Genomic DNA, 12,767 nt, shown 5'->3' with positions numbered 1-12,767 from the left:
CTGGAGGTGCAGGATGGTGAACGGGCGAACGGTGCTCGAACGCTTTCCCGCGGGCGGGCCACGCGGATCGTGGCCGGCCGAGGAGTTCGCGCACGCGCGGCGCATGGAGGGCCTGCCGGCCGAGGTCGTGATGGACCTGGCCACGGACGCCTTCCTGGTGATCGTCCGCGGTGACGCGGCGGCGGACGCCACGGCCTGAGCGCGGGCCGGGCGCCGGGTCAGCGCGGCTCCGGCGCGGGCACCCGGGCCGTGAACTGGTCCGCCTGCAGTGCATACAGCTCCGCGTAGAGGCCGCCGGTGGCCAGCAGCTCCTCCGGGGTGCCGGACTCCACGAGCCGGCCCTGGTCGAGGACGTGCACCAGATCGGCGTGCCGGACGGACGCCAGCCGGTGGGTGATCAGCACGACGGTCTGGCCGGCCGAGGCCAGGGCGCGGATCTTCTCGAAGACCTCCAGCTCCGCCCGGGCGTCCAGGGCGGCCGTCGGCTCGTCCACGATGAGGATGCGTCCGCGCCGGTAGGCGGCCCGGGCGATCCCGAGCCGCTGCCACTGGCCGCCGGACAGCTCGTGACCGCCGCTGAAGTGCCGCGCCAGCAGCGTGTCCAGGCCGCGCGGCAGGTCCGCCACCACGTCCTGCGCCCCGGCCTGGTCGAGCGCGCCGGCCAGCCGCTCCTCGGTCAGCGGCGCGGACGAACGGCCGACGGCCACGTTGACCCGGGCGGTGAACGGCCAGCGCTTGAAGTCCTGCGCCACCATCGCGATGCGCTCGGCGAGCTGGTGCCGGTCGGCGGCCGACGCGTCGACGTCGTCCCACAGGATGCGGCCCCGGTCCGGGGTGTAGAGACCCGCGAGCAGCTTGACCAGCGTCGTCTTGCCCGAGCCGTTCTCGCCGACGAGCGCGACGATCCGGCCGAGCGGCAGGGTGAGCGTGACGTCGTCCAGGGCGGGGCGGGACGACTCGCCGGGGTAGGAGAAGCTGACGTGCTCGAAGCGGACCTCGCGCGGGTCCTCGGGCAGCGGCTCCCCGCCCTCCGGGATCGCCCGCTCGGCGGCCTCCGCGTACAGCCGCTGGAGATCGCCGACGAAGAGGGCCTCCTCGTGGAGCGCGTTGACCTCCAGGACGAGGCTGTCCAGGCTCGACGAGCCGGTCCGGATCGCGATGACCGCCGTACCGGCCACCGAGAGCGCCATGGTCCCGGCGAGCAGCAGCCCGCCGAGCGTCGCATAGGTCGCGACGGTCGCGAGCCCCGTCCAGGCCGCCGCGATCAGCCCGGTGCGCGCCGCCAGCCGGGCGAGGCGCGCCTGCTCCGCCTCGGCGGTCTCGGACATCGCCCGGTAGTGCCGCAGCAGGAACGGCGCCACGCCGTGGACGCGGATCTCCGGCGCGGCGGCCGGCTCGGTCAGCAGCCCGCTGATCAGCTGGCCGGCGCGGGCGTGCTGCACCCAGGTGTGGAAGGACTCGTAACGGCGCCGGGCGTTGGTCAGGGCGCTCCAGGCGCTGGGCAGCGTCATGGTGGCGAGGAGCGGCAGCAGCGCGGGGTGCAGCACGGTCAGGACACCGGCGGCGGCGATCAGCGAGATGGCCGCGTTTACGACCCGGGTGCTGTACGCGATCATGCGGCGGGCGGACGCCGCCCCGTACTGCGCCGTGTCCAGCAGCTTGTGGAAGGCGTGGTCCTCGATCGCGGCCAGCTCCACGGCCGCCGCCCGCTCCAGGTACAGCTCGGTCGCCACCCGCTCCACCTTGGGCTCCAGCCGCCCGGTGGCGTACGTGGAGGCGGCGCGCAGCAGAGTCGAGACGACCATGACGGCGGCCATGGTGACGAGCGCGGGAGCGGCGTCCCGCAGCCGCTCGTCGATGGCCCCGCCGCCGATGAGCCGTCCCAGTACGCTGTTCACGGCCAGCAGCGCGACGGCCTGGGCGAGGCCCCGCGCGACCTCCGCCACCAGCACGGTCCGGGCGGCCCGCCGGTCGGCCTGCCAGGCCAGCCGGAAGCTGGTGGCCAGCAGGGACGGCAGCCGCCGCACCATGGCCCGAAGGCTCAGCTCCAGGAAGGCGTCACGGTGCTGGTTCCACCCCATGTCGTAGCGCAGCGGTCCGCCGAACAGCAGCCGCTCCGACTCCGACACCCCGGCGTCCTCGTCGCCCTGCTTCTTCCCCACCTCACGCCCTCCCCCGGACCCGCAGCGACCGAGCGCCCACTATGGCGGGGCGGACGTGTGCGGTGGGAGGGCGCGGGCCGGTCGGGCGGATGCGCGCGGGCGTACGGGCGGTTCGGTCGGGTGAAGGTCACGCGCTGAGCTGGCGGGACCAGCTCGGGGTCGTGCCGATCACCCGGCACAGCGCCAGATACAGCGGGATCGGCGGCGTGTACGGCACCGTGCCGTCCGGCAGATGGATCAGCCGGGGCGTGTCGGGGACGATCGCGCCCGTCGAGTAGCGGACGGACTCCGGCCACTCCAGGGCGTAGTCCGAGTCCGAGGGGACGATCCACCACCAGTGCGACTCGTCGGCGTACACGCACCCCACGCGCGGCAGCCGGGGCAGCACCAGGGGCCCGATGCGGGCGGGGACCGCCACCGCGTCGCACCCCAGGGGAGCCGTCATGCCCTCCGGGAGGGGCAGGCGGCGCGGAGCGGCCGTCGTGCGCATCCCGCGGCGGAAACGGACGAGCGAGTCCAGGCTCAGCGCCTGGCCGCCGCCGGACAGACCGATCACAGCCATGCGGCGGCCCCCGTCCCGTCGTGCCGTCCCCGTGCCTCGTCGTGCCGTCCCCGTGCCTCGTCCTCGTCGTCCGGCCCGCCGGCCGGTCCCGGCTTGGGCCGGGACCCCCAGCCGAGGTCGCCTCGCGGCTCCCCGCCTGCCACCGGGTCGCCGGCCGCGGCGCGCGGCAGCTCCGCCCACACGATCAGTCCGGAACCGTGCTCGTGAGCCCCCCACGCATGGCACAGCGCGTCTATGAGGAGCAGCCCCCTGCCGTGCTCCTCCTCCTGACGCGCGGGCGACGAGTGGGGCTCACCCGCCGCGCAGCCCTCGTCGCGTACGGCTATGCGGACGAGGTCGGCGCCGTCGTGCAGCTCGCACACGATGTGTTCGCTCGCGGTGTGCACGATCGCGTTGGTGACCAGCTCCGACACCACCAGCGCCGCCGTCTCGCAGGTGTCCTCGCACACCGCCCACCCGCTCAGCCGCGCCGTGGTCAGGCGTCTCGCCTGGGCGGCGGAACCCGGGTGCGCGGCCAGTTCGAACCGGAACCGGCGCTCACCGGCCCCGCGCTGGAGGCCGACTCCCTTCCCCGCGGCGGAGTCCGTACGGGCGGAGGGAGCCCCGTCGGCACCGAGGCCGTGGGGGACCACAGTGGCGTCTGTTCCTAAGGGCGGGGACGGAATCACGCTTGCCACTATCGCCCCGCCGTGAACACTTGGCAAGTGTCACTCTGAAAAATGCAGAGTGCCGTATGACTCTCTGGAAGGGCGTGGCACACTGCTCGCAACAGCAAGCCGAGCGGCGCCAGTTGGGATCACCGAAGATCCACCAGATCTTCGAACAGATCTTCGAATGGCGCCGTCGTCCTGTCGGTGACCAGCACCCCCGCCCGTGTGCGGAGGGCCCGCTCCCGCCGGCGGGACCGAGTCGGTCAGTGGTGGATGAGCCGGCCCCCAGGGGCCGAACCCGTGTCTGGAGGTGGACGTGAGCGAACCGCGGTCCGCGCCGACGGTGGGCCAGGTCGTTCTCGGCCGGCGCCTGCTCGACCTGCGCGAAAGCGCCGGTCTCAAGCGGGAGGAGGCCGCCCGCATCCTGCGGGTCGCACCCGCGACCGTCCGCCGTATGGAGATGGCCGAGGTCTCGCTCAAGATCCCGTACCTCCAGTTGCTGCTGAAGGCGTACGGCGTCTCCGACGCGGAGGCCGAGGCCTTCGTGCACCTCGCCGAGGAGGCGAACAAGCCCGGCTGGTGGCAGCGCTTCCACGACATCCTGCCGGGCTGGTTCTCGATGTACGTCAGCCTGGAGGGGGCCGCGGCGCTCATCCGGTCCTACGAGCCGCACTTCGTGCCGGGGCTGCTCCAGACCGAGGACTACGCGCGTGGTGTGCTGCGCTCGGGCGCCATCGGCCAGACCAGCCCCGACGACATCGAGCGCCATGTCGCCCTCCGGATGCGGCGCCAGCGTCTGCTCACCCGCGAGGACGCGCCCCGGATCTGGGCCGTGATGGACGAGACCGTGCTGCGCCGCCATGTCGGCGGGCCGGAGGTGATGCGCGCCCAGATCGACAAACTGCTCGACGCCACGAAGCTGCCCAACGTGACGCTGCAGATCGCCCCGTTCGCCAACGGGGTGCATCCCGGCACGTTCGGCCCCTTCGTGCTGTTCCGATTCGCCATGCCGGAACTCCCGGACATGGTCTACAGCGAGTACCTGACCGGCGCGGTCTACCTCGACGCGCGCAACGAGGTGGCGACCCACCTCGAGGTCATGGACCGCATGGCGGCTCAGGCCGCTACGGCACATCGCACGAAGGAGATCCTGCGGGATCTCCGCAAGGAGCTGTGAATGGATCGCATCAAGCCGCGCATACCCGTCTACAACGGCATGCCCGCGCGGGACTTGGGCACGGAGGGCTGGCACAAGCCGTGGAGCGGGGGCAACGGCGGCAACTGCCTGGAGGCGATGAAGCTCGCCGACGGACGCATCGCCGTCCGGCAGTCCACCGACCCGGACGGGCCGGCCCTGATCTACACGACGGACGAGATGACGGCGTTCATCGAGGGCGCCAAGGCGGGAAAGGCGGACTTCCTGCTCTCCTGACCTCCCGCACGACCCGTTGCTCACCTGTTGTGTTCCAGCAATTCCCTTAAATTGGTGCTGAGTTGATGACGTACTGCCGACGGACCTCAGGGAGCTCGCCATGACCGGGCCGCACCCCGCCGAGATCGACACGAGCAAGCCGCACCCCGCGCGGATGTACGACTGGTATCTCGGCGGGAAGGACAACTACCCCGTGGACGAGGCCATGGGCCGGCAGATGCTGGCCCTGGACCCGCGGGTGCCGGTCATGGCGCGGGTCAACCGCGCGTTCATGCACCGGTCCGTGACCTGGCTGGCGCAGCGCGGGGTGCGCCAGTTCCTGGACGTCGGCACGGGCATCCCGACCGAGCCGAACCTCCACCAGGTCGCCCAGCGCGTCGCACCCGACGCCCGCGTCGTCTACTGCGACAACGATCCCATCGTGCTGGCGCACGCCGAGGCCCTGCTGCGCGGGACCGACGAGGGCGCCACGCAGTACCTCCAGGCCGACGTGCGCGACCCGGACGCCATCCTCGACGGTGCCCGCAAGGTCCTGGACCTCGACCGCCCGGTGGCCCTCTCGCTCATCGCGCTGCTGCACTTCGTCCCCGACGAGGACGGCGCGCACGAGCTGGTCGGCCGCCTGCTGTCCGAACTCCCCTCGGGCAGCTACCTGGTGATGACCCACGCGACCGCCGACTTCACGCCCGAGGAGTCGGAGGCCGCCGCCGGAAAGCTCCGCGCGGCGGGCGTCACCCTGGCCCTGCGCTCCCGCGAGGAGTTCACGCGGTTCTTCGACGGACTGGAACTCGTCGAGCCGGGGGTGCGGGTGCCGCACCAGTGGCACCCGGACCTGGGCGATCCCGTCCCCGGACAGGACGACGGGATCATCCCGGGGTACGGGGCGGTGGGGCGCAAGCCGTAGGCACTCGGGGGCGGCTCTCGCGGAGCCGGTGCCGGCCCTCCCGTACCGGGTGCCGGGTTCAGCAGCGCCGGCCGGCGGTGCCGGTGCGAGCCACGCACCCGGGAGCTGCTTCTCGGACGGTTCGAAGGGACGGTTCGAAAGACCCGCTCGATACGGGGCCTCCGGGTCGTCCTCCCGGTGGGGTGGGCCGCCGTCCGGGGGCGTCCCGGCCTTCCTTCGGTTCGATCAGCTGCCGCCGTCCGAGGGCGTCCCGGCCTTCCTCCGGTTCGATCAGCCGCCGTCCCCCGGTGGCAGCACCCCGCACAGGGCCTCCAGCGCGGACTCGTAGGCGTGCTCCGGGGGTGTGGCGTAGCCGACGACGATGCCGTCCCGGGCCGGCATGGCCGCCTCCGCCACGGCCGGGTGCCGGAACGCGGCGAGGCCGTCCAGCGCGACGCCCTGCCAGGCCGCCGCCTTCACCGTGGACCGCTCGGTGCCGGGCGGCAGCCTCAGCACCGCGTGCAGTCCGGCGGCGACGCCGGTGACCTCGACGTGCGGCGCGTGCGCGGCGAGCGCGGCCACGAGGCGGTCGCGCCGGCTCCGGTACCGCTGCCGCATCCGCCGTACATGCCGGTCGTAGGCCCCCGAGGCGATCAGGTCGGCCAGGCTCAGCTGGTCCAGGACGCTCGCCCACGCCTCCCGCTCACCCTTGGCCGCGAGCACGTCCCCGACCAGCCGCTCCGGCAGCACCATCCAGCCCAGCCGCACCGCCGGGGACAGGCTCTTGCTGACCGAGCCGACGAGGACGACGTGCTCGGGGTCGAGTCCCTGGAGTGCGCCGACGGGCTTGCGGTCGTAGCGGAACTCCCCGTCGTAGTCGTCCTCCAGGACCACCGCGCCGCGCGCGCGGGCCCAGTCGGTCACGGCGGCCCGGCGCTCGGCGTGCAGCGGACCGCCGGTCGGGAACTGGTGCGCCGGGGTCAGCAGCACGGCCCGCTCGCGTGCCAGCAGGTCGACGCGGGCGCCGTCCTCGTCGAGGGGGAGCGGCACGGTCCGCACGCCCGCGGCGGCGAGCAGCTCCCGGTGGAAACCCAGCCCGTACGCCTCCACGGCCAGCGGGCCGCGCAGCACCCCGCCGGGCGCGCCGCGGTCCTGCCCGAACAGCAGCCGCAGCGCGTGCGCGAAACCCGAGCAGATCACGATGCGGTCCGGCCGGGTGCGCACGCCCCGCGCGCGGGCCAGATACTCGGTCAGCGCCTCCCGCAGCTCGATCCGTCCGGCCGGGTCGCCGGGCCCGAAGACCTCGTTCGGCGCCCGGTGCAGGGCGCGCCGGTAGGAGGCCAGCCAGGCCGCGCGGGGGAACGCCGACGCGTCCGGGGTGCCCTGCCGCAGGTCGTGCCGGGGGCCGCGGGCCCGCGCCGGCGCCCCGCGGGACGGGTGCTCCGTGCGCCGGGCGGGACGGGTCCGCTCGGCCACCCGGGTCCGCTCGGCCTTCCGGGTCCGCTCGGCCACCCGGGTCCCCGAGCCCTGCCGGGCGGTGAGCCAGCCCTCGGCCACCAGTTCCGCGTACGCGTCCGCCACGGTGTTCCGGGCGACCCCGAGGTCGGCGGCGAGCGAACGGTACGGCGGGAGCCGGGTGCCCGGCGCGAGCCGCCCCGCCCGTACGGCCTCGCGCAGCGCCCGGGCCAGCGCGGCCCGCCGGCCGCCCGCACCGGCGTGCGCCGCCAGATCCAGATGCAGGTCGGCCCCGATCCGCTCGGCCGAATTGACCCATGATTCCGCCATGGAATTGCACCCTACAGCCGGTCGCCGACCGCCGTAGGTTGGAGCACATGACGACGAACACCAGCACGTCTGACGGAACTTGGGATGCCACCGGAGTCGAGGGCGGGGCCGTCCCGGACATCGGCGCGACGGTGACGGCGGCCGGGGCCGCGCGGACCCGCCTGGACTTCGCGAAGGCCGCTCCCAAGGTCTTCCGCGCGATCATCGGCCTCGACGCCGCCGCCCGGGCCGGCCTCGACCCCGCCCTCGTCGAACTCGTCCAGATCCGCGCCTCGCACCTCAACCGCTGCGCCTACTGCCTGCACATGCACACGAACGACGCCCGCAAGGCCGGGGAGAGCGAGGACCGGCTGCACATGGTCGCCGTCTGGCGCGAGGCCCGGCACTTCTTCACCGAGCGGGAACAGGCCGCCCTGGCCCTCACCGAGGCGGTCACCCTGGTGTCCGGCGGCGGTGTGACGGACGACGTCTACGCCCACGCGGCGGCCCACTTCGACGAGGGAGAACTGGCCCAGCTCCTGGGCCTGATCATGACCATCAACACCTGGAACAGGGTGGCCCTGGCGACGGGCAAGGTCGCGGGGACGGACGAGCGGCGCCAGGCGGGCCGGTAGCCGGCCGCACGCCTGCGCCGCCACCCGCACCTGTGCCTCGTCTACACCGTCATCGGCCGGTCGTACGGCGATATCGGTGCCGGCAGACGGGACTGGCCGGTCAGATAGCGGTCGACGGCCGCCGCCACCGCCCGTCCCTCGGCGATCGCCCACACGATGAGCGACTGCCCCCGGGCGGCGTCCCCGGCGGCGAACACGCCGGGCACGTTCGTCGCGAACCCGGCGTCCCGGGTGATCGTGCCGCGCGGCTCCATCTCCAGCCCGAGCTGATCGACCAGCCCGTCCGCGCGGTCCGGACCGGAGAAGCCGAGCGCGAGCAGCACGAGGTCGGCGGGCAGGGTCCGCTCGGTGCCGGGCACGGGTTGGCGCAGCGCGTCCACCTCGACCAGGTGCAGCCGCCGCACATGCCCGTCGTCGTCGCCGGAGAAGCGGAGCGTGGACGCGGCGAACAGCCGGGCGTCGGCGTCCGCCGCCGGAGCCGACCCCAGGTCCCGCGCCTCCTCGTGGGCGGCCGACAACCGGTAGATCTTCGGATACGTCGGCCAGGGCTCGGCGTCGTCGTCCCGCTCGGCGTCCGGCTGGGCGTAGATGTCCAGCTGCGTCACGGACGCGGCGCCCTCCCGGACGGCGGTGCCGAGGCAGTCGGCTCCGGTGTCGCCGCCGCCGACGATGACGACGTGCTTCCCGGCGGCGGACATCGGAGACGACTCGAGGTCCCCCTCGCACACCCGGTTCGCCAGCGGCAGATACGCCATCGCCTGCTCGATGCCGCGCAACTCGCGGCCCGGCACCGGAAGTTCACGCCAGGCCGTGGCCCCCGTGGCGAGCACGACGGCGTCGTAGCGGGACCTCAGCTCGGCCGCCCCGATGTCCCGTCCGACCGCCGTGGACGTCCGGAACCGGGTCCCCTCGGCACGCATCTGCTCGATCCGCCGCTCCAGATGGTGCTTCTCCATCTTGAACTCGGGGATGCCGTACCGCATCAACCCGCCGATCCGGTCGTCCTTCTCGTACACGGCGACCGTGTGCCCCGCGCGGGTCAGCTGCTGGGCCGCCGCGAGGCCGGTGGGCCCCGACCCGATCACCGCGACCGTCCGGCCCGACAGCCGGTCCGGGGGGCGGGGTGGCGTGAGGCCGTCCTGCCAGGCCCGGTCGGCGATCGCGCACTCGACGTTCTTGATGGTGACGGCGGGCTGGTTGATCGCCAGCACGCACCCGGCCTCGCAGGGCGCCGGGCACAGCCGCCCGGTGAACTCGGGGAAGTTGTTCGTCGCGTGCAGCCGGTTCGCCGCGTCCCGCCAGTCCTCCCGCGAGACCAGGTCGTTCCACTCGGGGATGAGGTTGCCCAGCGGGCAGGCGTCGTGGCAGAAGGGAATGCCGCAGTCCATGCAGCGGTCGGCCTGTTCGCTGATGATCGGCAGCAGCGCCCCCGGGACGTACACCTCGTCCCAGTCCCTCACCCGTTCCCCGACCGGCCGGCGCGGCCAGTCCTGGCGGGGGGTGTTCAGGAAACCCTTGGGATCGGCCATGGCCGTCTTCCTCGCGCGCGTGTGCCGCGTCCGCGGATCACGTCCGCGTGCCGGGTCGGTGTGTCAGGTCCGTGTGCCGTGCCTCGTCGGGCGGCACCCTTGCGGCCACGATACGTCCCGTCCGGCACGTGCGCAGGGTGGCCGGCAGCGCTTTCCCGGGCGGTGATCAGCTGAGCGCCAGCGCGTACGACACCGTCGCGGCGGCCGAGGCCACCGTGCGGACGTGGTTCCACACCGACCACTCCCGCACATACGCCGGCCAGTACGCGCTCGCTTCCTGGGCGCCGGGCTCCAGCTTCGCCAGCGCCTCGTTCCGGGGCACGTTCGCCGTCATCGTCACCCCGAACGAACCGAACAGATACAGCGCGCTGCCCAGCAGCAGCTCCACGGTCACCCCGTCCGGCCACAGCACGAAGGTCACCACGGCGATCACCGCGCACAGCACCGCCGCCCCCAGGAACAGCAGCATGAACGCCGGCCTCAGCGCGGCCCTGTTGATCGCCCTCATCGCGGCCACGCCCTGCGCCGGGGGCAGCGCGGCGAGTGCGGGCATCACGAACGTCGAGAACGCGCAGAAGACGCCCGCCACCAGGCCGGTCCCCACCACCCCGAGCACGACGAGTACGAAGTACGGCCCGTCCATCATGTCCAACGTCATCTCCCGTGTTCCGCCGGGTTCCTGCCCGGCCCCTCCCGCCACCACAGCTCCCCACCAGGAAAACCCTGTGCGCATACGGTGCCCATGGCCGAGCGACCCGATCACATACGTGAGCGTCCATGGGAGCGAGGGCCTTCGGCGGTTTGCCTGGCCAACGGTGACGGGGAGAAGGCGACGCGAGGTCCCCGGTGTCGGACGGGGCCTCCGGGGTGTGGGCCGGAGGGCGGTCACGGGGGCGGCGGCGCGTGATGCCCGGTCGGCGTCCGCGACCGGCCCGTCAGAGGCGGCCGGCACTGCCCGGGTACGCCGGGGCGTCGGGAGCGCCAGAGGGACCGGTTCCTCCAGCCCTTCGAGCACCGGCTCCTTCGGCGCCCGGCGGACCCACACTCCCGGCACCCGGCGGACCCGATCCCTCGACGCCCGTCAGACCCGATCCCTCGGCGCCCGTCAGACCCGATCCCCCCGCCCGCCACCCCCGCAACGCCGTCTCCACCGTCGCCGCGATCCGCCGGCGCGCCTCGGGCCGGGGCAGGCCGCTCATCAGCAGGTCGTCGTACGGGGTGTCCAGGTGCCGTACGGACGCCGCGACCGCCGAGGTGACGGCACCCTCGGACAACGCGCGCCCCGCCGCGCTGCGGCCCACCCGTCCGCTGCCCCGTACCGCGGCGTGCCCGGCGATGTCCCGCGCCCGGTCCGGTGGGCACCCCGGGAACAGCCGCCGTATCTCCGCCGCGAAGGCGTCCGTGAACCGCGCGTCCTCGTGCTCGCGCCGCCGCGCGTCCCGCGCCCGGCGCCGTCGCCGGGCCTCCGCGTCCGCCAGGCAGCGCCGCTCCGCCCGGGCGAGCCCCGCCTCCTCCACCAGGACGCCCTGCCGCTCGTACCGTCCCTTGCGCCGGTTGAACCTGACGACCACCGCCGACAGCCCGCTCTCCTCCCGCGACCGGCGCGTCAACGCCGTGTCGCCGCGTGGCAGGAACACCAGATGCCCGAGGTCGGCACAGTCCAGGCACCGCGGCGCTCCGTCCTCCAGCACGAGCATCCGCAACGGCCCCGCGTGGCACGCCGCGCAGTGCCGCCTCCGGAGCGGCTGCACGACGAGGGGACCGGTGCGTGTCGCGGGGGTGGCCGAGGGCGCTGCCATGCCCGGTTCATCCCCTCCCGGCCCGGCCGCGGAACGTCTCGGCCCACCGCGCGCCCCACGGCACCGGGGGCGCCGGGCCCCGAGGTCGCCGGCTGCCGCATCATGGGCCCTGTGCGACTCGAAGCGATCACCTGGGAGCGGCTCGCCGACCGGCTGGCCGAACGGCTTCTCGACCTGAAGCCGGCCGACGGCGGCGCCTGGCCGCGGGTCGCCCTCGACGGCGCCCCGGCGGCCCGCCCGGGAGAGCTGGCCGAGCGGGTCGCCCAGGTACTGCAGGTACGCGGCCGTCCCGCCCTCACCGTCGGCGCGGAGGGCTTCCTGCGGCCCGCCTCGGTCCGGCTGGAGTACGGGCACCGGGACGTGGACGCCTACTACGACGGCTGGTTCGACACCGGTGCCCTGTGGCGCGAGGTCTTCGGCCCCCTCGAACCCGGCGGTGACGGCCGTGTGCTGCCCGACCTGTGGGACCCGGTCACCGACCGGGCGACCCGCAGCGCCTACACCCTGCTCCCACCCGGCGGTGTGCTCCTGCTCCACGGCCCCCTCCTCCTGCGGCACTGGTTCCCGTTCGATCTGACCGTCCACGTCCTCCTCTCACCCGGCGCCCTGCGCCGCCGCACCCCCGAGGCCGACCAGTGGACCCTTCCGGCCTTCGAGCGCTACGACCGGGAGACCGACCCGGCCGGCGCGGCCGACGTCCTGGTCCGCGCCGACGACCCCCGCCATCCCGCCTGGAACGGCTGACCGGGGCCTCCCCGCCCGCCGCCGCCCCGGAGGCGGCGCCCGGCGCTCCAGGTGCGTGGGTCCGCGGGCCCGGAGAGAATTGACTCCGCCGGGACTAGCGGTGCGTCCCGCGCCGCGCCGGCCGTCCGGCAACGGGAGGTAATCCATGACCACTGCCGGAGACATCATGCACCGCGGCGCCCAGTGGATCCCGGCTCACGAGACCCTGGACCGGGCCGCCCAGATGATGCGTGACCTGGGCGTCGGAGCCCTGCCCATCAGCGACCAGAACGAACGGCTCTGCGGCATCCTCACCGACCGCGACATCGTCGTCGGCTGTGTGGCCATGGGCCACGACCCGAGCAAGGTGACCGCCGGCGACATGGCCCAGGGGACGCCCCGCTGGATCCCCTCGGACGCCGACATCAGCGATGTCCTCCGCGAGATGACGGAGCACCAGATCCGCCGTCTCCCGGTCATCGAGGACAAGCGCCTCGTCGGCATGATCAGCGAGGCCGACCTGGCCCGGAACCTGCCCGAGGGCGACATCGGCCACTGGGCCGAGAGCGTCTACGCCCGCAGCGGGGAGACGATGACGCATTGACCCGCGGCCCACGGGGTCACCTCC

General features: G+C 73.9%; 14 protein-coding genes. 7 read left to right on the top strand and 7 right to left on the bottom strand.

The annotated features are described in order from the left end of the window. Positions 1–16 precede the first annotated feature (16 nt). The gene (locus ACFV46_RS21020) at positions 17–199 is read left to right on the top strand and encodes a hypothetical protein (RefSeq protein ID WP_361930272.1); all 183 of its coding nucleotides are present in this window, start codon (positions 17–19) and stop codon (positions 197–199) included. A 19-nt stretch (positions 200–218) separates the two neighbouring features. Here the strand turns inward: ACFV46_RS21020 and ACFV46_RS21015 are convergent, their stop codons facing one another. From ACFV46_RS21015 to ACFV46_RS21005, 3 genes are all read right to left on the bottom strand, one after another. Beyond that, complete coding sequence (locus tag ACFV46_RS21015; RefSeq protein ID WP_385499272.1) at positions 219–2,081, bottom strand: ABC transporter ATP-binding protein; 1,863 nt, start codon at positions 2,079–2,081, stop codon at positions 219–221. Between the two features lie 208 nt (positions 2,082–2,289). Next, positions 2,290–2,724, bottom strand: a complete 435-nt coding sequence (locus ACFV46_RS21010; protein WP_361930013.1) for a hypothetical protein — start codon at positions 2,722–2,724, stop codon at positions 2,290–2,292. Continuing rightward, positions 2,715–3,428, bottom strand: coding sequence for an ATP-binding protein (locus ACFV46_RS21005; RefSeq protein WP_385499179.1), 714 nt, complete (start codon positions 3,426–3,428; stop codon positions 2,715–2,717). Before ACFV46_RS21005 ends, ACFV46_RS21010 begins: the two co-directional genes overlap by 10 nt. A gap of 262 nt (positions 3,429–3,690) precedes the next feature. On the opposite strand from ACFV46_RS21005, the gene ACFV46_RS21000 reads away from it, so the two are divergent. The 3 genes from ACFV46_RS21000 to ACFV46_RS20990 all read left to right on the top strand — a co-directional run bounded on the left by ACFV46_RS21000 (position 3,691) and on the right by ACFV46_RS20990 (position 5,710). Further along, entirely contained in the window at positions 3,691–4,551 is an 861-nt protein-coding gene (locus tag ACFV46_RS21000; RefSeq protein ID WP_361930008.1) for a helix-turn-helix transcriptional regulator, read from the top strand. Next, the gene (locus ACFV46_RS20995) at positions 4,552–4,806 is read left to right on the top strand and encodes a DUF397 domain-containing protein (protein ID WP_151783493.1); all 255 of its coding nucleotides are present in this window, start codon (positions 4,552–4,554) and stop codon (positions 4,804–4,806) included. It begins immediately after the preceding gene. Positions 4,807–4,906: 100 nt separating this feature from the next. Continuing rightward, positions 4,907–5,710: an SAM-dependent methyltransferase gene (locus tag ACFV46_RS20990; protein ID WP_385499176.1), complete on the top strand. Its 804-nt coding sequence runs from the start codon at positions 4,907–4,909 to the stop codon at positions 5,708–5,710. A gap of 270 nt (positions 5,711–5,980) precedes the next feature. On the opposite strand, the gene ACFV46_RS20985 is transcribed toward ACFV46_RS20990, so the two are convergent. Then, positions 5,981–7,474, bottom strand: a complete 1,494-nt coding sequence (locus tag ACFV46_RS20985) for a PLP-dependent aminotransferase family protein (protein WP_385499174.1) — start codon at positions 7,472–7,474, stop codon at positions 5,981–5,983. Between the two features lie 47 nt (positions 7,475–7,521). Here ACFV46_RS20985 and ACFV46_RS20980 point away from each other — a divergent pair, with 47 nt between their 5' ends. Beyond that, complete coding sequence (locus tag ACFV46_RS20980) at positions 7,522–8,088, top strand: carboxymuconolactone decarboxylase family protein (RefSeq protein ID WP_385499172.1); 567 nt, start codon at positions 7,522–7,524, stop codon at positions 8,086–8,088. 41 nt (positions 8,089–8,129) lie between these two features. Here the strand turns inward: ACFV46_RS20980 and ACFV46_RS20975 are convergent, their stop codons facing one another. The 3 genes from ACFV46_RS20975 to ACFV46_RS20965 form a co-directional block, all read right to left on the bottom strand. Continuing rightward, positions 8,130–9,617, bottom strand: a complete 1,488-nt coding sequence (locus ACFV46_RS20975; protein WP_361929998.1) for a glutamate synthase subunit beta — start codon at positions 9,615–9,617, stop codon at positions 8,130–8,132. Positions 9,618–9,783: 166 nt separating this feature from the next. After that, positions 9,784–10,263: a DUF1772 domain-containing protein gene (locus tag ACFV46_RS20970; RefSeq protein WP_385499270.1), complete on the bottom strand. Its 480-nt coding sequence runs from the start codon at positions 10,261–10,263 to the stop codon at positions 9,784–9,786. Positions 10,264–10,552: 289 nt separating this feature from the next. Beyond that, complete coding sequence (locus tag ACFV46_RS20965; protein ID WP_385499170.1) at positions 10,553–11,416, bottom strand: DUF2293 domain-containing protein; 864 nt, start codon at positions 11,414–11,416, stop codon at positions 10,553–10,555. 111 nt (positions 11,417–11,527) lie between these two features. Here ACFV46_RS20965 and ACFV46_RS20960 point away from each other — a divergent pair, with 111 nt between their 5' ends. Both ACFV46_RS20960 and ACFV46_RS20955 read left to right on the top strand, forming a co-directional pair. Next, positions 11,528–12,160: a uridine kinase gene (locus ACFV46_RS20960; RefSeq protein WP_385499168.1), complete on the top strand. Its 633-nt coding sequence runs from the start codon at positions 11,528–11,530 to the stop codon at positions 12,158–12,160. Positions 12,161–12,305: 145 nt separating this feature from the next. After that, positions 12,306–12,743, top strand: a complete 438-nt coding sequence (locus ACFV46_RS20955; protein WP_361929989.1) for a CBS domain-containing protein — start codon at positions 12,306–12,308, stop codon at positions 12,741–12,743. Positions 12,744–12,767 lie beyond the last annotated feature (24 nt).

Source organism: Streptomyces sp. NPDC059852 (assembly GCF_042731455.1).
Taxonomy (GTDB): Bacteria; Actinomycetota; Actinomycetes; order Streptomycetales; family Streptomycetaceae; genus Streptomyces.
This window is presented reverse-complemented; position numbering and strand designations above follow the sequence as displayed.